General features: G+C 41.0%; 24 protein-coding genes. 4 read left to right on the plus strand and 20 right to left on the minus strand.

The features are described 5' to 3' along the window. Positions 1-8: 8 nt before the first annotated feature. The 5 genes from AC0KVP_RS13430 to AC0KVP_RS13450 all read right to left on the minus strand — a co-directional run bounded on the left by AC0KVP_RS13430 (position 9) and on the right by AC0KVP_RS13450 (position 3,609). Entirely contained in the window at positions 9-827 is an 819-nt protein-coding gene (locus AC0KVP_RS13430; RefSeq protein WP_126035432.1) for a class I SAM-dependent methyltransferase, read from the minus strand. Continuing rightward, the gene (locus AC0KVP_RS13435) at positions 821-1,645 is read right to left on the minus strand and encodes an undecaprenyl-diphosphate phosphatase (RefSeq protein ID WP_335999707.1); all 825 of its coding nucleotides are present in this window, start codon (positions 1,643-1,645) and stop codon (positions 821-823) included. Before AC0KVP_RS13435 ends, AC0KVP_RS13430 begins: the two co-directional genes overlap by 7 nt. A gap of 12 nt (positions 1,646-1,657) precedes the next feature. Then, positions 1,658-2,323: a tRNA (adenosine(37)-N6)-threonylcarbamoyltransferase complex dimerization subunit type 1 TsaB gene (gene tsaB / locus AC0KVP_RS13440; RefSeq protein ID WP_419271935.1), complete on the minus strand. Its 666-nt coding sequence runs from the start codon at positions 2,321-2,323 to the stop codon at positions 1,658-1,660. Positions 2,324-2,452: 129 nt separating this feature from the next. Continuing rightward, on the minus strand, positions 2,453-2,983 hold the full coding sequence (locus AC0KVP_RS13445; RefSeq protein WP_058868999.1) for a gamma carbonic anhydrase family protein: 531 nt from the start codon (positions 2,981-2,983) through the stop codon (positions 2,453-2,455). Positions 2,984-3,006: 23 nt separating this feature from the next. Then, positions 3,007-3,609 carry an NUDIX hydrolase gene (locus tag AC0KVP_RS13450; protein WP_183176127.1) on the minus strand — a complete coding sequence of 201 codons (603 nt, stop codon included), beginning with the start codon at positions 3,607-3,609 and terminating at the stop codon, positions 3,007-3,009. Between the two features lie 123 nt (positions 3,610-3,732). Between AC0KVP_RS13450 and AC0KVP_RS13455 the strand changes: the two genes are divergently transcribed. Next, positions 3,733-4,281, plus strand: a complete 549-nt coding sequence (locus AC0KVP_RS13455; protein ID WP_010325974.1) for an NUDIX hydrolase — start codon at positions 3,733-3,735, stop codon at positions 4,279-4,281. A 60-nt stretch (positions 4,282-4,341) separates the two neighbouring features. Here the strand turns inward: AC0KVP_RS13455 and filF are convergent, their stop codons facing one another. The 6 genes from filF to filA all read right to left on the minus strand — a co-directional run bounded on the left by filF (position 4,342) and on the right by filA (position 12,384). Further along, complete coding sequence (gene filF, locus AC0KVP_RS13460) at positions 4,342-6,261, minus strand: putative pilus system protein FilF (protein WP_473337280.1); 1,920 nt, start codon at positions 6,259-6,261, stop codon at positions 4,342-4,344. Between the two features lie 19 nt (positions 6,262-6,280). Beyond that, positions 6,281-7,504 (minus strand): putative pilus assembly protein FilE, encoded by a 1,224-nt coding sequence (gene filE / locus AC0KVP_RS13465; protein WP_473337282.1) that lies wholly within the window; start codon positions 7,502-7,504, stop codon positions 6,281-6,283. Between the two features lie 29 nt (positions 7,505-7,533). Continuing rightward, a complete protein-coding gene (gene filD, locus AC0KVP_RS13470; protein WP_473337284.1) occupies positions 7,534-9,198 on the minus strand; it encodes a putative pilus system OmpP1/FadL family transporter FilD in 1,665 nt (554 codons plus the stop codon). 12 nt (positions 9,199-9,210) lie between these two features. Beyond that, complete coding sequence (gene filC / locus AC0KVP_RS13475; protein ID WP_473337285.1) at positions 9,211-10,356, minus strand: putative pilus system protein FilC; 1,146 nt, start codon at positions 10,354-10,356, stop codon at positions 9,211-9,213. 59 nt (positions 10,357-10,415) lie between these two features. Next, positions 10,416-11,249 (minus strand): putative pilus system C39 family peptidase FilB, encoded by an 834-nt coding sequence (filB, locus tag AC0KVP_RS13480; RefSeq protein WP_473337287.1) that lies wholly within the window; start codon positions 11,247-11,249, stop codon positions 10,416-10,418. Between the two features lie 187 nt (positions 11,250-11,436). Then, positions 11,437-12,384 (minus strand): putative pilus system protein FilA, encoded by a 948-nt coding sequence (gene filA, locus AC0KVP_RS13485; protein WP_473337289.1) that lies wholly within the window; start codon positions 12,382-12,384, stop codon positions 11,437-11,439. A gap of 253 nt (positions 12,385-12,637) precedes the next feature. Between filA and pabB the strand changes: the two genes are divergently transcribed. Then, positions 12,638-13,987, plus strand: a complete 1,350-nt coding sequence (gene pabB, locus AC0KVP_RS13490; protein ID WP_473337291.1) for an aminodeoxychorismate synthase component I — start codon at positions 12,638-12,640, stop codon at positions 13,985-13,987. A gap of 71 nt (positions 13,988-14,058) precedes the next feature. On the opposite strand, the gene hisC is transcribed toward pabB, so the two are convergent. Next, entirely contained in the window at positions 14,059-15,150 is a 1,092-nt protein-coding gene (gene hisC / locus AC0KVP_RS13495) for a histidinol-phosphate transaminase (RefSeq protein WP_473337293.1), read from the minus strand. 174 nt (positions 15,151-15,324) lie between these two features. Beyond that, positions 15,325-16,626 (minus strand): histidinol dehydrogenase, encoded by a 1,302-nt coding sequence (hisD, locus tag AC0KVP_RS13500; protein WP_473340529.1) that lies wholly within the window; start codon positions 16,624-16,626, stop codon positions 15,325-15,327. Between the two features lie 176 nt (positions 16,627-16,802). Between hisD and AC0KVP_RS13505 the strand changes: the two genes are divergently transcribed. Beyond that, positions 16,803-17,057, plus strand: a complete 255-nt coding sequence (locus AC0KVP_RS13505; RefSeq protein WP_473337294.1) for a nuclear transport factor 2-like protein — start codon at positions 16,803-16,805, stop codon at positions 17,055-17,057. Between the two features lie 164 nt (positions 17,058-17,221). Here the strand turns inward: AC0KVP_RS13505 and hisG are convergent, their stop codons facing one another. The 5 genes from hisG to AC0KVP_RS13530 form a co-directional block, all read right to left on the minus strand. Next, on the minus strand, positions 17,222-17,923 hold the full coding sequence (hisG, locus tag AC0KVP_RS13510; protein WP_004984172.1) for an ATP phosphoribosyltransferase: 702 nt from the start codon (positions 17,921-17,923) through the stop codon (positions 17,222-17,224). Continuing rightward, entirely contained in the window at positions 17,920-19,179 is a 1,260-nt protein-coding gene (gene murA, locus AC0KVP_RS13515) for a UDP-N-acetylglucosamine 1-carboxyvinyltransferase (protein WP_004695018.1), read from the minus strand. Before murA ends, hisG begins: the two co-directional genes overlap by 4 nt. A 6-nt stretch (positions 19,180-19,185) precedes the next feature. Continuing rightward, entirely contained in the window at positions 19,186-19,437 is a 252-nt protein-coding gene (ibaG, locus tag AC0KVP_RS13520; protein WP_004695019.1) for a BolA family iron metabolism protein IbaG, read from the minus strand. A 136-nt stretch (positions 19,438-19,573) separates the two neighbouring features. Next, entirely contained in the window at positions 19,574-19,906 is a 333-nt protein-coding gene (gene hpf / locus AC0KVP_RS13525) for a ribosome hibernation-promoting factor, HPF/YfiA family (protein WP_004695021.1), read from the minus strand. Positions 19,907-20,077: 171 nt separating this feature from the next. Next, positions 20,078-21,532, minus strand: coding sequence for an RNA polymerase factor sigma-54 (locus AC0KVP_RS13530; RefSeq protein ID WP_005400217.1), 1,455 nt, complete (start codon positions 21,530-21,532; stop codon positions 20,078-20,080). A gap of 325 nt (positions 21,533-21,857) precedes the next feature. On the opposite strand from AC0KVP_RS13530, the gene AC0KVP_RS13535 reads away from it, so the two are divergent. Further along, on the plus strand, positions 21,858-22,412 hold the full coding sequence (locus AC0KVP_RS13535; RefSeq protein ID WP_473337297.1) for a DJ-1/PfpI family protein: 555 nt from the start codon (positions 21,858-21,860) through the stop codon (positions 22,410-22,412). 60 nt (positions 22,413-22,472) lie between these two features. On the opposite strand, the gene AC0KVP_RS13540 is transcribed toward AC0KVP_RS13535, so the two are convergent. Then, complete coding sequence (locus AC0KVP_RS13540) at positions 22,473-22,784, minus strand: ankyrin repeat domain-containing protein (protein ID WP_473337299.1); 312 nt, start codon at positions 22,782-22,784, stop codon at positions 22,473-22,475. Positions 22,785-22,807: 23 nt separating this feature from the next. Then, positions 22,808-24,118, minus strand: coding sequence for an ATP-binding protein (locus AC0KVP_RS13545; protein ID WP_473337301.1), 1,311 nt, complete (start codon positions 24,116-24,118; stop codon positions 22,808-22,810). Positions 24,119-24,155 lie beyond the last annotated feature (37 nt).

Below are 24,155 nucleotides of genomic sequence, written 5' to 3' on the forward strand. Positions count from 1 at the left end.
CTTCCACTTCAGTCTAAGCGTTCATGCTGAAAATAGGCATCAAAACGGCATGCATCACCCAGCCACTGATGAGTGGTTTCTTGATTTGCCAAAAATACGGCCAAGCGAGGACGTTTGACCACCACCCGTTTTGCCACTTTTTGCGCTAAGCCAAGCAGATTATCACCCAGATCCATTTCACCATCTTCAGGCAATAACATATGTAAAAGTTGCATTTGCTTCTTCACTTGTGCCTGTTTTTTCACCGCTTGCTGATTTTGATCCCGTTGTGGAAACATCGGATCTAGATAAACCACATCGACCGTATTGCCCTGCTCTGCCTGTTGCTGCAAATACTGTGCGGAATCTGAAAAAACCAAGTCAATTCGAGTCACCACAGGGTTTAAAAATGCATCCTGCAAAGCCTGTTCCTTACTTGACTCTAGCAAGGTGAATAAAATGGGATGGCGTTCTACCAAAGTAACCTTGGCCCCCAAATGTGCCATGAGCAGTGAATCATGCCCAAGCCCTGCCGTTGCATCAATAAGCTTAGGTTTTTCAGTCAAGTGGCAAGCACGCGCAATCATTTCAGACTTTAACGACGCACGCTTTAAACGTGGAATTTCTGCTTTCCAATCCGGCTGCATTTTCATGCCATTGGCACAAAGCCAAAGCCCATCGGCATCGGCACACAGACCCAGTTCAGGATGAAAACGGAAGAAACGTGCATTTAACTTTTCGGCAACTTCAATACTGACCTCGACACCACGAGAAAAAAGCACAGCAACATAGTGCTGTGCTTTTTCTAAATGCTCTTGTTCCACATATAAGCGCATTGGGCTTACCATAACTTCCAACCCGTAAAGGCAAACAATAGAATCACTAAGCCCGAAGCGATGCGATACCATGCAAAAATCATGAAATCACGCTTCGCCACATAAGCAACTAAAGCACGAATCAGCAGTAAAGCTGAGACAAAAGAAACAATAATACCTGTTGCCAACACGATCCAATCTTGTTGTCCATCAAACACATGCGCACTTTGGTACAAATCTAAAAGACCCGCACCAATAATTACTGGAATACCCAAGAAGAATGAAAACTCAGTGGCTGCTTTGCGCGATACACCTAAGAACATCGCGCCAATAATGGTTGCCCCCGAACGTGATGTCCCTGGAATTAAAGACAACACTTGAATCAGACCAATCCAAATCGCATCTTTGATACTCAGGTCTTCAACTTCATGCACGCGCTCTTGTGGTGGATGCTTTTCAATCCAAATAATAATCAAGCCACCCACAATCAAGCCGATTGCAATGGCAATATCATTAAATAAAAGCTCTTTCACCGTTTGACCAAATGTCAGACCAATCAGCACAATAGGAATCGACGCTAAAATTAGCCCAATCCCAAGACGGCGACCTTGGGGTTCACCACTAAAAATCCCCGTTGCTGCTCCCCACAAACGTGCCCAATATTCATAAATGACGGCTGCAATTGCCCCCATTTGAATGGCGATCACAAAGACATCACTTTTTTCTTTGGTCCAGAAATTCATGAGTTCTGAAGCTAAAATTAAATGTCCAGTACTCGAAATGGGTAAGAATTCAGTAATACCTTCAACAATACCCATAATTGCCGCTTTGAGCAGCAGTAAAAGATCCATAAAAAACCCTAATTATGCTTTGCCCTGTTCCGGGATTTTTTTCCAAGCGTTATCACGTAAATAGACTGGAAGTGCAAGTTCAGCACTCACCCAGTGTTGTTGCTGTGCATTCTTACGCGCAATTGTGGCAATATCTTGCGCGGTTGCACTTAAATCTTTGTATTGTATTTGTGATGGATCAATTAAGGTTGCGCCTGAACCGACTAAAATAAACGGTGTACATTCAGTAGCCGCGGCATAGCTTAAAAGCTGTTCTTCATCGACGGCTTGCATGATGCCATCTGCATCTAATTGAAAACTTGCAATATAGACTTCACTCATACGAGCGTCTAAAACTGCGGTGACTGTGGTTAGACCATGCACGCGATGTGCGGCTTGTGCGAGCGCTTGTAAAGTTGAAACAGGAACCACAGGCAAATCATTCGACCATGCCAAAGCTTGAGTCACAGCAGCATTAATACGAACACCGCTAAAAGAACCAGGACCACGACTAAAAGCGATACAAGACAAATCTTCTGTCTTTATATCCAACTGTAAAAACCCTTGTTCAATCATTGGGAGAATCGTTTGCGTTTGTGCTTTTGCGCGCGTATCCAATTGGAAAAAAAGTTCTTGATTTTCATCTACAATAGAGACGGAACACTGCTCATTTGCAGATTCCAATGCCAGCACTTTCATGCACAACCTTAATGATTTAATCTATAAAAACGTGGCTATGATACTCCACTCAAAAGCACTAGGCGAGATGTTCTCGGAACAGAGCTAAAAAAGCCTAGAAAAATCTAGGCTGAATGGGAAAAAGTAAGCTTATAACTGTGCCGGCTCTAAATCGATAAATTGTTTAAAGTGTTCTGCATAATGCAGTGCACTCATTTTCAAACGAGCCTCAGCCGTTTCATCCAAAGTTTTAACCACTTTACCCGGTGAGCCCATAACCAGAGAATTATCTGGAATGACTTTACCTTCCGGAATCAGTGCATTCGCGCCAATAATACAATTTTTCCCAATCACAGCATTGTTTAAAACGACAGCATTAATCCCAATCAGACTATTATCCCCCACTGTGCAACCATGCAACATGGCTTGATGCCCAATCGTGACATAATTGCCAATATTCATTTCAATCCCAGCATCGGTATGTAAAACCGCATTTTCCTGAATATTGGTAAAGTCACCTAATCGAATCTTGCAATTGTCTGCACGTACGACCGCCCCAAACCAAATACTAACCTGCTGCCCCAATTCGACTTGACCGATCACTGTAGCATTTTCCGCAACCCAGCCATTCCATGGTTGATGCATTGCCTGTGGGGCATGACCTTTAAATTTGTACAACATATTTTTTCCTTAAAATACTCAACTTACTTTGGGAACCGAAAAGTCGGTGAATTGACTAAAAATGGCCACTCTTTATGGTAGCCTAAACCATATTGAAATAATGCAACCAACATACGTGCTGTCAGCCCCCAAACAATTTCATTTTCCACCCGCATACTCGGAAAATAGAGAGATTGATGGGCAAAACGAACTTCATAAGGCACCGCAGGCACTTCCATCAGCTGTTTGAGTGATGCAAAGAAAATACGATCAATTTCTGTCGGCTGGGCAACCAATTCGACTTCAGGCGGAATCAGCCCGACCACAGGTTTGACTAGCATGCCATTACGGGCCTTTTGCATCGGCAAATCACCGAGCAGCTGTACATCAAAAGGATTCAATGCGGTCTCTTCATAAGCTTCACGCAAGGCAACCACGATATTACTGGTATCTTGCGGATCTCTTTTTCCGCCAGGAAAAGACACTTCACCAGCATGATTAGATAGGTAAACAGAGCGGCGGGTCAGTAAAACTTTGGGATTCTCTTCATTGGTGATCGCGATTAACACAGCTGCATCTGCCGATTTAATTTTGCTTGAAAACCGTAACTGTTGCTGCAGTATGCGTGTTAATGAATGTTCATCCATTGAACGTCGTCCCCATCATTCTTTTTTTCATCATAGCTGAATTTGATACTGAAAAAAGAGAAATGATGCCAAAATTTAATTTTTAAGTTATGCTGAGTCTGAACTTTATCATTGATGATGAATATGGACTTTTGCAGCAATTGCGGACAAAAAACAACAGAACAAATCCCTCTTGGCGACCATCAATTGCGTCGTGTTTGCACCTCTTGTAGTTCTATTCATTATGTGAACCCTAAAGTGATTTGTGGCGCACTCGCACTTTGGGAAAATAAAGTATTGTTATGCCGCCGCGCTATTGAACCGCGTTATGGGCTATGGACTTTACCAGCAGGTTACATGGAGTTGTTTGAAACCATGGAACAAGGTGCTGCACGAGAAACCCGTGAAGAAGCTGAAGCGGAAGTTGAAATTGAACAGCTATATTGTATGTACAATATTCCGCGTATTGGTCAAATTTATGTGCTCTTTAAAGCGAACTTAGTGGATGGAAAATTCGGTGCTGGCGAAGAAAGCATTGAATGTCGTTTATTTGAAGAAGATGAAATTCCTTGGTCAGAACTGGCTTTCCCTAGTGTCGAACATACCTTACGTCACTATTTTGCCGACCGTAAAAGTAATCAATTTAATCTTCATCTCGAAACCCTAGGTACACGCTTAGACCACACAGGTTAATGTTGCCTAATATCAAAAAAAGCCCATCGATGATGGGCTTTTTTTGTGTTTACAACGATATTATTTTGCTAACACTTTATAGCAATCAGCAATTTCAATTGAAACTTCGCCTTCACGGAAGTCTGCGGCTGCTTGATTGGCAATGCCATTTTTTTCATAATAGTTACTCAAATACGCCTTATAGATATTGGTCCACTTTACCCCTGCACCAGAAAAATCACTGAGGGAAATATAAGCACTTTCATTAACATTGGCAGACAATAAATTACCGAGATTAACGCGTGCCCCACCAATCACTGTAGAGGTCTGTTTTCCTTCACTATTCACATCACTCACAATATTGGTATTTGCGCCAATAACTGCACCATCAATTTTATCAAAGATAGGATTTGCCAAGAGGATACGGAAAGTCACAGCTTTATTGCTTGTATCCGTCGCACCCAGTGTCCCAATTCGATACTGTACTTGATTGTTCTCTGTCGTTAACGTTGCACCCGAAGTAACTAACGGAGAACATGCTGCTGCTTTATTGCTAGTGGACTGCATATCAGTACGAATATCTCCCGACTCATCAATTGCAATACCTAAAGTGATTTTTTCACTCGAGTCTTTCCCTGTAAAAATTAAATTGGCATATAATGGAAATACATACTTCTGCCCAACGGCTACATTGCTCTTAGACTTAAATACATCATTATCTAAATAGCCAATTGGAAAAATTTTAAAGGCATCAAATGAACCTTTGAAGGTATCTGTGCCATAGTTTTGCTGCCATAAACCATAGGATGATGGGCTAGCATTCGGATCCTTGGTTAATTGCTTATAAAATTTTTCCGTCCCTGCAATCAAATAATCATTAAACAGCTTACCTTGGGTAATGGTGAAATCATCCGAATTTGGATCTGTCAGGTTAAACTTAAACGGTTGCTGAATACTTTTAGTTAAGGGGTTAATCCAAGACGTTTGCGCTAAAGCATTCATTTTGGCAGGTTCAATATTTTTCAGTAAATCGACCGTCACACTGGTTGCCAAATCACTGCCTAATTGTTCTTTTAATGGTCCACGCCACTGCACACCTGAACCAAAGGTATAACCTTGTCGATCTGTTAAAATAATAAAGCTTCCAATTAAATGGCGAAGATTAGCAGGACTAGTCTTGCAGTCTGTAGCATTACAACCATATAAGCCTTGCGGTAAACCAATCCCTGTCTTGTCCGATAGGGTATTTGCAAAAATCGGGAAGTCAGCTTGGTAGGTGGCAGAGTTATTCATGAGCACCAATGTTTGGACCACTTTAAAAGCATCCTCATTGCTGATTTGGCTGACATCAATCCATGGTCGGATTTTATCGACATACGCTCCTGAGGCATAATCTTCAGCGCTAATTGATGCCAAGAGGAGTGATAAGTCTGCTTTTTTAGAGGCTAAAATACCAAAAGGTTGTACATCTCCAACCACACCAGCACCACGCTCTAGACCTAAAGCTTGAAAAATTTTCGCCAAAGCCATCGCAATTTTTACGGTCTTATCGTTTGGACTCAAACTGGTTGCAGCCGTTCCACCATTTAGCCCTTTTGCCATATCTAAAATACTAAGGCGTGGCAGTGAAGCTGAAACCGTACTCACATTTCCAATTTCAGATAAGGGAACTGTACCGAGTTCGACCTGTTTATCTGAACTTCCAGTCAACAAGAAGTGAATTTTGTCCCCTTCAGAGCATCGGCCTGTTGCCGCATTGGTTTTCGGCTCCATCAGAGTCATATACGTATTATCGGGGTCGCTACTACAGACAAAATTAATCCCATCAACTGGATAATCCAAGGCAAACTCAACACAATTTTTATCTTTCAGTAAACAGCTTCCGTTGACAGAATTCACTTGATTCGGCTCTGGATTCACATTGGCACTTTCTCCACCACAACCAGCTAAGGCAACAACCAATGTCGACAAGGTAAATGGCCATAAAATTTGTTTTTTCATTTTCATACTCTATTTATTTTTAGCGAATTGCGATTAATTTTAACTGACCATGATTGGTTAGAACTTTATGTTCGACATCTACAGCAGAAGAGAGTGGTGTCAACAATAAATAATGACTTTGTTCAGGTACATGTAAAATACCTGCGATCATTTCATGCGATAGCATAGAGGGTGAGTTTTCATCATTTTTAAACCCTCCTACCCCTTCAAGCACACAAGCATTCTGGTCTAAGAACACAGCAAAAGGCCAATAAAATGTGGGATCATTTTGTGTAGATGCATACGAGTTTAATTGAATATTTTGGATATGACTGTCCACTTTAATGACTTCAAATTCAAAATTTTCTTTGATCGGCTTTTTCGGCCAAACATTAATATCGTGATTGGCTTGTAATCTTTTTGCTTTTTTCAGCTTTTTATCCTTAAAACAGCTTTGTCCTAAGCTATCGATCGTGTCTTGTTGTGACATTCTGTAATAGGTCGATGCTAAGGCAATCGGTGCTAAGTTTTCTTTTTGCTTTGGCTTAAACATAGCGTTAAGGACAGATTTACTCACCCCTTTTTCTCGCTCAATGACCTGAAAACGAGTCGCTCCAGTTTTATGATCAATCACTCCTTCAGGCATGGTATAAAAACGGCGTTTGCCTTCTAAGTTAAATTCACGGTCTTCTAAATATTCATTGCGAACGTAATCAGTTCCATCCATTTGATTAAACATGCTTGAGGATGCAGTTGATTTCTCTGCAGTTACCGAATCCATATGAGTTATGCTTTGAGGCGTTGATGCAGGCTTAATGGTTTGAGTACTACCCACTTCGGCTTGTGGGATCTGCTGAGTGGTTTCAGTCACTTTTTGTTGAACCAGAACCTTAATGTCAGTTTTGCCTAATGGACGCTCAGCCTGAGTCATTATAGAAGTAGAAGAAGTGGCTTGCTTCTCAGCAGAAAGTTTTTCTTTTTGCGTAGGCTTTGTATCTGATAAATGAGCCTTCATTTCGGTTACAGGCTGTATCGTTTGTGGTACAGATTCCTGCGCGGGCATTAGTACTGGTACCTTAACCTCAGCGACTTCACGCGTTTCCTTTTCTTCCTGCTTACGGTCCTGTTTCACTTGCTTTACTGGGGACTCACTGGCTTTGCGTTGTACCACCATCGGTCTACCATCTGGACCAATAATCGTAAAAAACTCCCCCGCAAAACTTGCACTCGAAATCCCACCCAATAAGCATAGTGATGAGGGCAATAAAATCCTTTTTATTGTATTCAATGTGCTTACCACCGTGTTCTATAGTTCAACCCTAAAATCGTAATGGTTGTATCTGTTTTTACATTTAAACCTGCATATGGGTTTAATAAAATATTATTTACCCCAGTTTGGTTCGCTAAGGTACTAGAATTTGCAGGAATTTTATCTCGGCTTTGCAAGAAGCCAATCGATAGATCTAAATCAGTATCTGCATCAAAACGATAACCGACACCTAAACCAAACAAGCGTGCGTTGTTAATTGGTACCATGGTATTACGTTTATCATCAGGGATCGCACTGGTGCGTGGCTCATAGCCTGCACGGAGTTTTAAACGATCTGTTGCTGAATATTCAATCCCTATACCGTAGTTCCACGGTGACTCAAACGCCAAAGGTAAAGCCAAACTACTATCTGAAATATTGGCTGAAAGCAATTTTGCAATTTTGAGCGCAGAAACTTGACGGTCAAATTCAAATTTAAATTTGTCCCATGCTTTATAGTCGGTCCAACCCACATCAACATTGACTTGTAAGTCGGGTAAAAGTTTATATTTAATCCCCGCTTGGAAATGTGCTGGATATTCTAAATCCATCGATACCAGCCCCGACTCGCTGGCTGGTACAGAGTTTGGGAAACCTAAAACAGCAGCCAAAATCTGTCCTGTTGGTGAAGACATCAGCCCCTTAATCATCTCACGTGGTGCTTTCGAGTTATCTATGTGATATTTACCTTTCATCCGCATTTTGGCAGCACTTTGGTAGACCACACCAAAACTAAAATCTTCTGTCGGCTCCCACAGTACACCTAAGTTATAGCTTGGACTCAGAGACTGTTCTGCTGAAAGTTCTAGTTGGCCAAAACGCCCAAAAGGATTCATCCCCTCTTCTGCATTACACATCCCCAGTAAGAGAATATCGGTAATCACATCTGAGTTTTCTTTAAACGGGGTACAGACAACATCATCAATCATACGCAGCATCCCAATCAACTCATTGGGAAAACGTAGATCATTTTTTAATGCCAATGCTTGATAAGACATTCCAATTGAACCACCAATGGAAAGCTGATCATTGATTTGGTAGGCCATAGACGGTGATAAATAGGTGATCCGTTCTAGCGCAACTTGTTGTCCCATAAAGTTGCCAGGGTTACCACTTTCCGCACCGAACCCTGCAATTAATGGCGCATACATGGCTGTTGCAAACCTCATTTTGGAGCCAGGCGGATTATATGCTATACCCGCAGTCGGAGCAGCCACAGGCATACCTTTGCCCAAGTCCACCATTTTTTTCAAACCAGGTACATATAAGCTCGGGTATTCAACATCACCGCGGACCGGCCCTTTAAAGTCGGTACAGATATCGGCATCAACTTCAGGCCCATCATTACAAACAATCGGGTCATCTGAATAGCCAAACACGTTATAGCCTGCGGGAACAGAGAACTCACGCTCGATATTAAAATCAGCGAGAATACCCTGCACATCCGTTTGCAAACCTTCAATTTTGGTCAGGGCTGCTGGGTTAAAGTGAATAGCACTGATCCCTGGCGGATCAGCAGTGACCGCATTGCCCATAGCCAAAGAGCGAATATCAACTGATAAGTTTTGCCCTAAAGCAGCAAAGGTAACACTAGAATAGCCCGTTAATAATATGGCAGACACCAAAGGGCTAAGTCGGATATTTTTCATACGACTCCCCTATTATTTAAGCTTTTTTCCAAAACCAAGAATATCTAATGGGAAAGACAACCCTAATGACACATCAGGGGCATCTTCTGTTAAACCAAGGCCAACCGTCCCATTCACAATCGTTTCAGGTGAGACGCGTACACCTAAGGAAATCGCAAAAGTTGAGCTGGTTTGATCTGCTGGAGAATAACTTTCTCCCGAGCTATAGGTAAATTCAGCCCCAGTATTGAAACTTTGCTGGTATGACATCGTCATCGAGACATCATAGTTAAAAGAATAGGCAAAGCCGAAGGCAAAACCACCGCTAATCCCAGGTTCAAACTCTTCAATCACACGGCTACCACGGCGCTGATCTAAGCCCGATTCTTTGAAACCATAGTTTGCAGACACCGATGCAAACAGCACCACGGGATCAATATATTTACGCGTACTTGCCCCAACTCCTGCTGAATAATATCCCTTGCCTGTTGCTAAGTCTGAAGTGGCATTAATTTCATAAGGACTATCCCCAGTTTTAGTGGAAACGTTACCAAATAAAATCAAAGGCAAACGGCCAGCTTTGAGCGGGAACGGTTCCCAACGTGCACCAAAGGAAATGTCCCCAAGACCCGCTGTAGAGGTATCTTTTAATAAGTCCGTTTTGGCAACCAAAGGCAGTGATGCTGTTAAAGTTAAGTTATCTCTTAAACCATACTGTGCCGTAAAGGTATTGGTTAGACTGTGCGTTGCATTTTCTTGTACCCGCAGTTGATAGAGCTGACCTTGTGCCATCTCTAAATCAAGTTGAGTATCTCGGTAATAGGTATAATCGATGTCGTAATAAGATGAAATATCACCCTGTTTAATCAATGAGTACTGACGTTCATTTGAGGTAAAAACTTCTTCTAAGTTGGTCTCTTTAGTTGCATCACCCTCTTGCTGCTGCAATGCAGAAGACGCGGCTTGTTCAACACTTCCAGTGTTTACAGATGCTGGCTTTTCTGGTTGCGTAGACACAGTGGGTTGATCCGATCCAACTTGATCTTGTGCCTGCCCAGTAGCTTGTTCTACCTCAACGGTTTCACCGACTGCTTCATACCCTCCTAAGCTCGGTTCTTCTGCTGCATAGGCCACCCCAAGAATCATCTGCACACTCACTGCGAGCAGTGTTTTATTCATCCATGTCTTCATCATTATCCCTTACTACACCATTGTTCTTGTTTTATTTTTTTCACACTTTATTTATTTTTATAATAAAGCCTGAGAAAATTGTACGTCGGCTGTCCATAGTATTCCGACTCTTTATTTTTATTACGCTCTAGGCGAATTGTGGATGCACGATCGGCTATTTTTTCCATATAATGTTGCGGATATTGAATATCGACGAGTGCATAGCGATTGACCGTAGCATCATCTACATGTCGCAGATCGGCTTCCTGTAAAGCCAACATATTTTTACGCATTTCGGTTGGAACATTAATTAAAAACAACGTGTTATTTTCCCAAACATCTTTGAAACGTTGCTCATCAAAACTAATATTTCCTAAAGCAGGATCGGCAACATAGACCCGTCCATCTTTATAGCCCTTATACACCACAAAATGCTTAAAACCAGCATAGGAGATCGGAACAATGGCAGGTTGACTTTGCTTGACCAAATCCTCAAATTCCCCCTTATAGCCTCCACTTTCTAAACCAAGTGCAGTCACAAAGCGTTTCATGTCCAATAAAGAAAAACTACGACGCTCAATAATTCGCTCATATTCGCCATAGCGAAGCAAGCCATCCATGGTTTGTTGTTCTGTGAGTTGGGCACCGACATAGCCATTGATTAAGGTGGTCAGTGCTGCTGAACCACAACTATAGTCATAAGCTTGACGGACAATGCCTCGAAATTGATCTTCTACAGCAGGGTTAATTAGGACAGGTTCATGATGCATTCTGGTAAAAGATGCATTCCGAGAGTCTAAAACTTCAGTATAGTAAACCGCTTCCGCTGGTTTTTTCTTAATATCAAAGGCTTCGGTGGCAAAGTAATACATCATTGCTGAGCCCAATGCGATCTCTAACATAGCTTTTTACTTTTTTTAATAATATAGGCATCCCGCCCATTTTTTTGTTTTTAGAGTTAATACTCTATATCCATACATTCAAGAAGATACTGTGTTTTTTCTAAAAAAAATAGTCTTTTTTGCATTTTTTATGAATATATTTTGGAAAAAAAGCGCGTGAATTCACGCGCTTTCTTAAAGTCTAATTTTAGTGACCCGAAATGGTAATCACAGCACCTTTTGTATATGAACCTGGCGTAGTGCTATAGTAGGTTTGTAGACCTTGAACCTCCACATCACCAATGGAGCCAGCTGTAGCAGTACCACGATTACCTAAAGCTGCTGTTGGTTTAGTTCCCAAAGCAATTGCTTGTACATAAATATCTGTTGCAGCTTGACTGTCATTCAAAATTCTAAGCCCTGCTGGCGTTACTGAAATTTTGTTAGAAATACTCAAATCAGTATTACTAGAATCAGCGACTTGGATCTTACCTAGCCAGATTTCCCCACCACCAGAACTATCCACGATACCGAGATCTGAAATTTCCAACCCACCTTGCATAGTAGTTGTTAAGTTAATCATAGCTCCTTGTGGGGTCGCCCCTAACTGAACGTTTGCATCCATTTTACCTGTTTTTACAGTCAGACCCGATAAGATTTTATTATAATTAGTGGTTGATGCGCCACGACGTATACCCGTTGCAGCAGCATCCCCAGAAGCAGCTATACCAATCTCACCAATTTGAATATTAAGACCTGATACTTCCGCAGCTATATTAATAAAAGCACCGCCATTATTCGTATCACCAGCATCTGAATCAATTTTTAAATCAGCTAAATTGTGAGACGCTAATAAGCTTGCTGGATTTGCCCCAATAACAATACCATTATTTTCGTTTACACTGTTTGCAACGCCATTACCCTTGATAACGATTGCACCTGCAGTTGATGTACCACCTAAAGTAGTATCCGTTAAGCCATCATTATCGTGAATCAACAACTTTTCGATTTCGATTTTAGAAATACCGATACCGATATTTAAACCATCTTGACCTGTAGCTGCACTGAGCGAAGCGTCATCCATTGCTTGCATTGCCATTGCATTTGCACTGATTGCTATTGAAGAAACTAAAGCAAGTTTAGTAATAATTTTCATCTTGTTCCTCTCCTAAGAGCTTTATTTTTGTGATATCGATCACTCGGTGTTAGTTACTGTTTTTTTATTTTGTCGCAGTATTAACACCTATCCTTGAGTGACTTTATTGCCTGAACTAAGTTATATGCGAGTGATTTTTTGATCAACTGCTGTTGGTCGCAATCCATAGCTTACCGATAAACGGTATTTCCTCTATGCGTACACGTACAATGCGGTAAAATAGCCTGAATTTTTTGATCCTATTTGCGTTAGCATGACTCTAAGCCAATCATTTAAAAAGATAATTTTTGATTCAACCCTCTCTATATCTCATATACTACAGGCTTTGAATGAGCTCACACAGTTAGTCTATTTACAAAATGTCGATGCACCTGTCATTGCTTTTTTACCCGAGCGTTATCAAGTTTTTCAAAAAAACCAGCACTTTTTCTTTCAACGCACTCAGGATTTTTGTTACATCCACGATGACAAAGAAATAGATATTTCCAGTAATATTCAGCCAAGCTCAGAACAAAAAGAAGCATCTTTTAGTGGCGGACTCATTGGATTCGTCAGTTATGATTATGCCGCCCAGCAACACGTTCCGGTTCAAATTAAGTCACAGCCAAGCCTATTTTTAGGTTTATACAGTAGTTATCTACAATGGACTGATGCAGGCTGGCTATTTTGCAGTAGTGATTCACAAGCCGAACGCATTTATCGCAAAATTGAATCGTATTTATTACAGCCATCTACCTTAACCCATCCACTCCAACTCGCATCGATCTGCCAAGCACGCTGGACTGAAACCGAATACAAACAAGCCTTTCAGCAAGTACAGGAATACATCAAAGCTGGGGATTGCTATCAAATCAATCTGACACAAGAGTTCACTGCCAAGGCACACGGTCAACTCCTAAGTGCAGTCGAAGCATTTTGGCAATTGACCGATGCACCTTACTCGGGCTATCTCCGTATCAACAATTTTGAACTCTTAAGTTGTTCGCCCGAGTTGTTTATTGATTTTCAAACCCATCGTAAAATCATCACTAAGCCGATTAAAGGCACCATGCCGCGCTATGCAGATCCAGTCTTAGATGAACAATCGAAACAACGCTTAATGGCTTCGGAAAAAGATCAAGCTGAAAATGTGATGATTGTTGATCTACTGCGTAATGACTTGAGTGTTTATGCAGAAACCGGCTCAGTCAAAACACCTAAACTGTTTAATATTGAAAGCTTTAATCAAGTCCATCATATGGTCAGCGAAGTCGAAGCAACACTTAAAGCAGAAGTTCATCCCTTTCATGTACTACTCTCGGCACTACCTGGCGGGTCTATTACAGGAGCGCCTAAAATTCGAGCAATGCAGATTATTGAAGAACTCGAAGGTGCACCACGCGGAGCGTACTGTGGCTCAATGGGTTATTTTAATTTCGATGGTACGGGTTCTTGGAACATTCTGATTCGTTCTATTCAAAAATTCCAAGATGAGGTTTCACTTTGGGCTGGCGGTGGAATTACCATTGCATCAGAGTGTGAGGCTGAATACCAAGAATGCTTTGACAAGGTCTCAGCACTTCTTACTTTACTCAATACCTTTGTACAAACGGACGCTGAATAGCCTCCACAATAAAAAAGTGAACCTTCACATCAGTGAAGGTTCACTTTTCAAAGATCAAAACTGTTGAAAGTTTATTTTAAAATATCATTTTTCAATGTATCGACTAAGCGTTGATTTTGTTCATCAGTTCCAACCGTGATACGTAAAAACTGGTTAATACGCGGTTTATTGAAATAACGCACAATAATGCCTTGTTCACGTAATTCAGCCGCTAATTCACCTGCATCTTTGCTAGGCAATGATGCAAAGATAAAGTTGGCACTTGATGGCAAAACGTTAAAGCCCAGCGCGGTCAGTTGTTCAACCAAATGTTCACGGCTTTGAATCACTTTTTGATTTTGTGCTTCGAAATAAGCTTGATCTTCAAATGAAGCGACCGCAGCAGCTATCGCAAAACGGTCCATCGGATAAGAGTTAAAACTGTTCTTCACCGCTTCAAGTGCCGCAATCAAATGTGGTTGAGCAATCGCAAAACCAACACGTAAACCTGCCAGTGAGCGAGACTTAGACGTAGTTTGGCACACCACCAAGTTCTCATACCTTTCCACCAAACTGACTGCCGATTCAGCACCAAAGTCTACATAAGCTTCATCAATGACCACCACTGAATTTGGGTTGGCTCGAAGTACTTCCTCAATTGCAGCTAAACCAATATCAATACTGGTTGGCGCATTTGGATTGGTGATAATTATGCCGCCATTGGCTTGTTTATAGTCATCCACCACAATTTCAAAGTCATCATTGAGTGGCAAAATTTTGGTTTTGACCCCAAAGAATTGGCTATAAACAGGATAGAAGCTATAGGTAATATCGGGGTAAAGTAAAGGCAGCTCTTGCACAAAAAAAGCTTTAAAAATATGCGCTAAGACCTCATCTGAACCATTGCCGACAAAAACATTTTCAACCGCAACATTTTGTTGTTTCGCAATCGCCTGCTTTAACGCAGAAGCATCTGGATCTGGATATAAACGCAATACATCTGCAGAGTTTTCCAAAACCGCTTGAACAGCCTCCACCACTTTTGGTGAGGGTGGATATGGGTTTTCGTTGGTATTGAGCTTCAATAAATTTTGAATTTTCGGTTGTTCGCCTGGCACATACGGTTCTAATTCACGTACTTCAGGACTCCAAAAACGCATTTGTTCTGTAGTAATGTTAGACATTGTCTATCTCATTTATGCACTCAACTTACTTTTATGTAAGCCCTCTCCTTCTAGGAGAGGGTTTGGGAAAGGTTTATGATGTCCCAAACTGAATTAAATATTTTCCCCTCTCCTAACCCCTCCCTATGGGAGAGGAACATTCATTACTGAACAAATGAGGGATCTAAATTTATATTATTGATAACGATAACGTGCCGAACGCGCATGCGCATCTAAGTTTTCCTGCTGCGCTAAGATATCCGCGGTTTTCGCCAAAGTTTTCACACCTTGCTCAGAGCACATAATCAAACTTGAACGCTTTTGGAAATCATATACACCCAACGGGGATGAAAAGCGTGCTGTACCTGAAGTTGGTAAAACGTGGTTTGGCCCTGCACAATAGTCGCCGATTGCCTCTGGGGTATAACGCCCCATAAAGATTGCGCCTGCATGGCGAATATCCTCTGCCATTTCCTGCGCTTCATCTAGGCAAAGCTCTAAATGCTCAGGTGCAACTTGATTAATTAAATCAATGGCTTCTTGACGGTCTTTGACCAATACCAAAGCCCCACGATTTGCAATTGAAGTGCGCGCAATTTCAGCTTTTGGTAATATGGCTAAATGCGCTTCAATAGCCAGTTCTACTTCATTTAACAACTGCTCATCTGGTGTAATAAACACTGCTTGTGCCACAGTATCGTGTTCAGCTTGGGACAATAAATCCATTGCCAGCCACTGCGCATTATTCGCGCCTTCGGCATAAACTAAAATTTCAGACGGCCCTGCAATCATGTCGATACCGACTTGTCCGAATACTGCACGTTTCGCAGCCGCGACAAAACGGTTGCCCGGCCCTGTAATCTTATCTACCGCTGGAATCGTTTCTGTACCATAGGCTAAAGCCGCAACCGCTTGTGCCCCACCAATGGTAAAGACACGGCTGACACCAGCCAAATAAGCGGCTGCTAATACCAAAGGATTCAACTCACCATTCGGTGCAGGCACGACCATAATAATTTCAGGTACACCCGCCACATGCGCAGGTACAGCATTCATCAGTACAGAAGACGGATAAGATGCCAAACCACCAGGTACATAAATACCAACGCGATCTAAAGGCGTTACTTTTTGCCCAAGTGTGTTCCCCAAGGCATCCACATAGATCCAGCCTTCTTGTTTTTGCGCTTGGTGAAACTCACGAATGCGGTTTGCAGCAAGCTCTAACGCCTCGCGGACTTCGGTACTCAAACCCTCAAAAGCGGTTTTTAATTGTTCTTGAGTCAGTTCTAAATCGGAGAATTGATGCGCGGGATGTCGATCGAACTGTTGAGTGAGTTTAAGAACATGAGCATTACCATGCTGACGAACATCAGCGATGATTTGATCTACGGTTTTTAAAAGTTCTGGGTCACTCACGGTTTCAAAAGCCAACAAATCAGCAAAGACTTGTTTAAAGTTCTGATCTTGAGTCGATAAACGTCGCATCAATTTATCCACAATGAAAATAAAGGGAAGCTTTAGTTTACCTTGTTTCCTGTATTTTGTGGGCAACAATCCTCCAGCTAAACACGGAGTGTAATGAAAAATTACTTTTAACTTCATCGGGAAATGAATCTGATTCAATATTTTTAAACTAGAATTACCAAACATGACTAAAAAACAGGCAAAACGAGATGACCCTCACGGACATAGCCACCTACTTTTCAACGGGACAATTTAGCCGAATCCAACAGTATTTTTCAGAAACCATTACATGGGAAATTGTGGGCGAACAACCGCTTTCAGGTTTTGATCAAGTACTCAAGCATTGCCAGTCTATCGAACATTATTTTACGACGGTCACGCATGAGTTCCATATTCAAGCAATTCATCAAACAGGTCATCATGTGATTGTTCAAGGTGAAGCGCAATTTCATGACACCCAGTAGACATCGCGAATTTCTGCTTGTGATGTCTATACTTTTAACAATTTGAATCAACTGGCCCAAATTCAATCCTATTGTATTTCAATCCAATAGAAATATTAAAAAACGAGCAGGTACAAAAAAACCGCCATCATCGATAGCGGTTTCTTTAAATAAAAAAGATCAACTTATTTGTTTTTTAACGCTTCACGTTCAGCGACTGCTGTTTCTAACTGTGCAAGAATTGGGTTTAACAATGCTTGCTTACGTTTGAAACTTGCCTTGTTCACGATCAGACGTGAAGACACTTTACAAATTTCTTCCAAAGGTTCTAAACCATTGGCACGTAAAGTATTCCCCGTATCGACCACGTCAACAATGTAATCACCTAAACCCACCAACGGTGCAAGTTCCATTGAACCGTACAACTTAATCACATCAACTTGCTCACCTAAGCTTGCATAGTACTGACGGGTTAAGTTTACGTATTTGGTGGCAATTTTTAAACGACCTTTGGGACGCTCCATGCCAACTTTGCCTGCAGTCATCAGTTTACATACTGCGATTTTTAGATCGAGTGGTTCATAAACGTTTTGCGCGCCATGTTCCATCAGCACGTCTTTACCCGCAACACCAATATCAGCCGCACCATTTTCCACATAGGTAGGTACGTCAGAAGCACGTAAAATTAAAATACGGACTTGTTTATGGGTGGTTGGGAAAATTAACTTACGTGATTTATCAGGATCTTCCAGTAAGTTAATTCCAGCCGTTTCAAGTAAAGGCAGGGTTTCTTTTAAAATACGACCTTTACTCAATGCCAATGTTAAACCATGATCAAAATTGCCCATTACGTCAAAATTTGGATCATCGTTTCTCATATCGCTCATGAACTTACTCGCTTAATTTGGGCGCCTATACCTTGTAATTTCGCTTCGACATCTTCATAACCGCGGTCAATATGATAGATACGATCAATCAGCGTCTCACCATCCGCAGCAAGTGCAGCTAACACCAGCGAGAAAGAAGCGCGTAAATCTGTTGCCATCACAGGTGCCGCAGAAAGTTTCTCTACACCCGTCACGACAGCATCATTACCTTCGACCTGAATATTGGCACCCATACGTGACAATTCAGGTACGTGCATAAAACGGTTTTCAAAAATCGTTTCAGAAATAGTAGCAAAACCACGACCAATCGCATTAACCGCCATAATCTGTGCTTGCATATCAGTTGGGAAGTCCGGATGTGGAAGCGTTTGGAAACTCACTGCTTTCGGGCGTTTACCCATCATATCCAGTTCAATCCAATCATCACCACGGGTCACTTCCGCGCCCATTTCTTCAAACTTTTCCAAGACCGATTCCATCAAAGTTGGATCAGTATGTGTAGTTTTTACACGACCACCCGTAATAGCTGCAGCAGCCAAATACGAACCTGTTTCAATACGGTCAGCAACCACAGCATATTCACAGCCATGTAGTTTTTCAACACCTGTGACCACTAAGGTATCCGTATCTAAACCTTCAATTTTTGCACCCATCGCGATCAACATTTTCGCAAGGTCCGTAATTTCAGGTTCACGTGCCGCATTACGAATCGTAGTCACACCTTCTGCCAATGCCGCAGCCATTAAGATATTTTCGGTACCACCCACGGTCACCATATCAAAAACGACTTCACCACCTTTCAGACGGCCATCAACTTTAGCGTGTACATAACCCGCTTCAACTTCAATCTCTGCACCTAAAGCTTCTAAAGCTTTTAAATGTTGATCGACTGGGCGCGAGCCAATCGCACATCCACCCGGCAAAGACACTTTTGCACTACCATAGCGCGCCACCAATGGGCCCAGCACTAAAATAGATGCACGCATGGTTTTCACCAACTCATACGGTGCAAACTGATTGTCCAGTGTTGAGGTATCCGCAGTAACCGTGTCGCCTTCGTAGGTCATGGTAATGCCTAGACCACCAATCAACTGCACCAAGGTATTTACATCTTTTAAATGCGGTACGTTGGTGAGCTTGGTTGGAGTCTCAGGCAAAATCATTGCTGCAAGCAACGGCAAGGCAGCATTTTTAGCACCCGAAATACGAACTTCGCCTTCGAGCTTAGTGCCACCTTGAATTAAAAATTTATCCATCTAATTTTAAGCTCCGAATAAGCTTGCTTTACGCCATTCTTCTTTAGTCATTGCACGAATAGTCACCGCATGCACTTCGCCACTTGCGATATAAGAATTTAATGGTGCATAAACAGCTTGCTGACGTGCAACAGGACGTTTGCCTTCGAATTGGTCGTCGACAATACGTAAGTCAAACTTTCCGCCTTGCCCACTAACTGCAACTTCAGCTTCAGGAAAAGCAGCTTTTAAAATTTCAGTGAGCTGTTCACTATTCATCACAAAGACCTCTTATAGGACCAACGGTGTAAAAACCTGCCATTTTACTATAAATCTGAAAAATAAATCATAAACCCGCACACTTTATATATAAAAAAAAGAGGTTTTAAAAAACCTCTTTTGCATAAAAATCAAACTAAATGGCGATCGGTTGGTAAACCTGCTGCATTTTACGGTGCTTATCGAGCTGTCTTTTTAGTTTTTCTGATAATTTTTTAATCGACGTATACATATCATCTGCTGAAGCCTGAGCAAAAAATTCAATGCCCGGTAAACGGATAATTGCTTCTGCAATATGATTGCTACTGCCTTTTTTAGTATGCTTATCGACCTGATGATCCTTGGTCAATTTCACCTGCATACTGTTCACCTGATCAATATGCTTGGTCATTTCTGCAAATTTGCAGCGAATGGTATCTTCAATAGCTGGGGTAATGCTCAAATGATGTCCACGAATTGTTATTTGCATATATCTATCCCTCACCTTCATTAGGATTAATGAGGAAAAGCCAAGACGATTTAATGACTGCAAAATAACCAGCGCGCATAGAAACATCAAATCATTTTCGCCATTCCTTAAAGAAAAAAGAGGTTCATTATGTTGTCATAATGAACCTCTAGAATAGTCAGATTTTAAATTTTAGATCAAGACTTTTCGTTCAGAAGATGACGGAATATGTAACGATTCGCGATACTTTGCCACTGTCCGACGCGCTACATCAATTCCATCGTCCTTTAACAGATTGGCAATTGCGTTATCAGACAAAGGCTTACGTGCATTCTCTTCAGCAATCAATTTTTTAATCTTGGCGCGAATTGCAGTTGAAGATGCTTCACCGCCTGACGTAGTCCCCACATGGCTTGAAAAGAAATATTTCAACTCGAACAAGCCGCGTGGCGTCAGCATATATTTGTTGGTGGTCACCCGAGAAACGGTCGACTCGTGTAATTCTACCTCTTCTGCAATATCCCGAAGTACCAAAGGCTTCATCCCTTCAGCACCAATTTCTAAAAATGCACGCTGATGTTCAATGATACACGTCGCCACTTTCAGTAAAGTTTTATGGCGTTCATCGACACTTTTAATAAAGTTCTTCGCATCCAACATTTGATTACGTAAGTACTGATTATCTTCACTTTGATCAGCACGCTTAATCATATTGGCATAAAACGAGTTCACACGAAGTTTTGGCATCACATCAGGATTTAAAGCCACTTGCCATTGTTCGTTTTTCTTCATTACTACGACATCAGGAATTTGATAATCTGAGTCTTTATCTTCAAACTCAAGCCCTGGATGCGCTTTTAGGGTTTTCAATAAATCAACCGCGCACTTGAGCTGCTCTTGATTTAAACCCGTTTGTTTAATCAGTTTCGCTAGTTCATTGCTGATCAATAGTTCATAGTTTTTCAGCAGATTCATGGCATCATTTCGACATGCGGTCTGCATCGGCAAGGCTTCCAACTGTACCATTAAGCACTCTGCAAGATTCCGCGCCCCAACGCCAAGTGGGTCTAAACGCTGAATATGCTTGAGCACTACAACCACTTCGTCATCTTCGACTTCGTCGTCATAATCCATGCTGGTTAAAAGATGTTGAACTGAAGTCGTTATTTCTGAAATATCACTGTCTAAAAAACCTTTATCGTCCAACGAGTCAATAATGCAATAAGCAATCAACATATCTACTTGCGAAAAATGCAACAGATTGATTTGCTCCAACATATGCTCTTTTAAGCCCAAATGACCTTGGCGATTATCTTCTCGCTCTTCAAATTCTGCCGCGCCCAAACTGGTTGGTTGATGCGTATAGACATCATCCCAGTCAGTATCGACGGGTAAATCATCGGGTAAATGGTCGGCGTTGAGTTCGTTGGTTAAATCTTTCTTATCCTGTTCTTGCTCTTGCACACTGGATAAGCTTTCGATAGATGACTGTTCTTCTACTTTTTCTAAGAGTGGATTGCTGTCGAGTTGAATCTGAATTTCCTGTTCAAGTTCAAGGCTCGACAATTGAAGCAATCGAATAGCTTGTTGTAATTGGGGGGTTAGCGACAAAGAGTTCGAAACTTTCAATCCAACCGATAACTTCATAAAACTCTACTCATCAATACAACTATTTTTAAAGCACGCTTTATAAGCAATTTTTGTGCCGTTTTATTTTTTATAGCATAGAAAATTCAAAAAACCTACATTTTTTGAGCAGATTGTTTTTCATTTCCTACCTAGTTTTAGATTTTATGGATGTATTAATGCATATCAATTATTGAAAAGGATCATTAAAACCTTCACACAGTCTAAAGTTACACGAAACACTGCATCGGCTACTTTCACTTACTTACAAGAGTCCGTTAAATCAAAACATCGGTATCATTCTGCTTTGTTAGGCTAAAGCATAGACATTATTTAGGAGGTTTATATGACTCAAAAAGTATTGTCCATAACCTCAAATATAGGCGTAGAGCATGATGAGCTAATTCAGCCTCTCCATTTTCTACAGTCCAAAGGCATAGAATGCATTCATGCCGCGATTGAAGCTAGTGATGTTCGAACTGTCAAAATGGACTCAGACTCGGCAGCAAGCTATCCTCCAGACGTCGATTTGGATCATGTTCATTATGACGACTACGACTTGCTGATTATCCCCGGCGGTGCAGTTAATGCCGATCTATTACACCACCATCCTAAAGCGCTCGAAATTATCCAAAGTTTTAGCAACCAAGCCAAACCAATAGCTGTGATTTGTTATGCGCCTTTAGTTTTGATTAAAGCTGAACAGATTAAAACTAAGCATCTGACTTCGCATAAAAATATACGACTCGATCTGGAAAATGCAGGTGCTATATGGGTCGATGAAGCCGTTCACACATGTAATGCAGGTGGTTGGACGCTCATCAGCTCACGTAGTTCAGAAGATCTTCCCGCTTTTAATCAAGTGATATTGAAAGAAATTGAATCCAATTCGTCCATTTAAGATGCCATAAAATAAAAAGAGCCTGATATTGATCAGGCTCTTTTATTCACTTTTTAAAAGTCACAGACTTTTTAAGTATTCAATAATTTCTACTTGTTCTGCCATTTCAGCCAGTTGAAGCGCAGTATATTCACCTCTGTAATAGACATTCGCACCTTTTTCAACCAGTAGTTTTACCACATCTAGATAGCCATTTTCAGCCGCCGCTTGCAGTGCGCTATAGCCTTCATCATCGGTGGAGTTCACATCTATACCATTAGCGAGACTTTTTTCCACTTCAGCGAGTTCACCTAAAGATGCCCAGTACACCAGTTCAGGTAAATGCAGTTCATCATCGTTTTCAGGAATTGGGGAGAATGAGTTGAGTTTCATATGTTATCTCTATTTAATAGCTTCTAATTATATCTTCTAGCTGTTTCCGTACCCTTTTCTGTTAACTGGTATGCTGCAGTATAACGTGTACGCCCCGGAACTGGTTCTAATAAACCACTGCTTACAAGACCTTGCAAAATTCTTTTCATTTTGTTTTCCGATTTAATAAAACAAATATCTCGAGCATGTCTATTAGCAATTTCCTGATTTTTTAGTAAATATAAAAGGATTGACTCTTCAGGGCTTGCTAAAGGCTCATGTTTCAAAATTACTTTTACATAATTACCATCTTGAATGATTTCAGGCATTTTCAATTTTAAATTTCTCATAGACTCAAATGCAGTATTTAAGCCTTCACCAATATCTTTATTTGGTGGATCCGGAAATTTATTTATAAGCCTTACTAATCCAGGGTTTCTCGCATATCTCTCTGTTAAAATATTATTTGGTGTAATATGCCCAGGTAGTTTACCAGGACTCCAAACCTCTACTCTATTATCAAAAATGCGAATATGAATATCTTCAGAAATAGAATAATCTCTATGAATTAATGCATTTGTAATAATTTCATGTATAGCTTCTTGTGGATATTTAACAGAAACCAAACCATCTGAAGTCTGTAATCTAACAGATTCAACTATTCGGACTGTATCTACTACAGCCTTAAAGACCTGCTTATATACGTTTCCATCTATTGAAATTGGTTGAAAGTCCAACTCTTCACGATGACCATCCTCATCAGAGGTTTTATATTTATAGATTTTTAGTCCACTCCTCTTAGGCAATATTGCTTGCGGTTCCTCAGCAAAAAGTAGTATTGATAAAACTGTTGGCTTACCATTTTGTATAACCATCTGTTTCTTTAACCATACTTCAGGTTCTGCATTTGGAATTACATTAAGTAGAAAACCAATAATTTCTTCGGAATTTGTTACAAACTCTAGAGGACAATTTACTAAATCAGTTTCAAATGAAATAATTCCCTTGTCTCTACGAAGCGTTTGTAATCTTTCCTCATCTTCAATAGGAAGACTCTGTGCACCTCGTCGTATATATACTTTTCCATCATTAGCAACTTTCAAATCTCTAGATTTATTAATAGTTACTTTAAAAACAAGTCCATTATAAGATTCTGATTTCAAAAACTCACACTCGATATCACCACCTAAAGGGAATATTTGATCTAAAACTTGAATATGTGAGTTAGCACTTTCTATATTATCAAAACCTACCCATTGTCTTGGGTTATCTTCAATTCCAATTAATAACTCACCACCTTCTGCATTTGCAAAAGCTGCTATAGATTTTGTTAACTTTGCTGGGCTTTGTTGCACAAACCTATCTGTAAAGGGTTTTTCAGCGATATAATTT

This window comes from Acinetobacter sp. DL27, assembly GCF_055810995.1.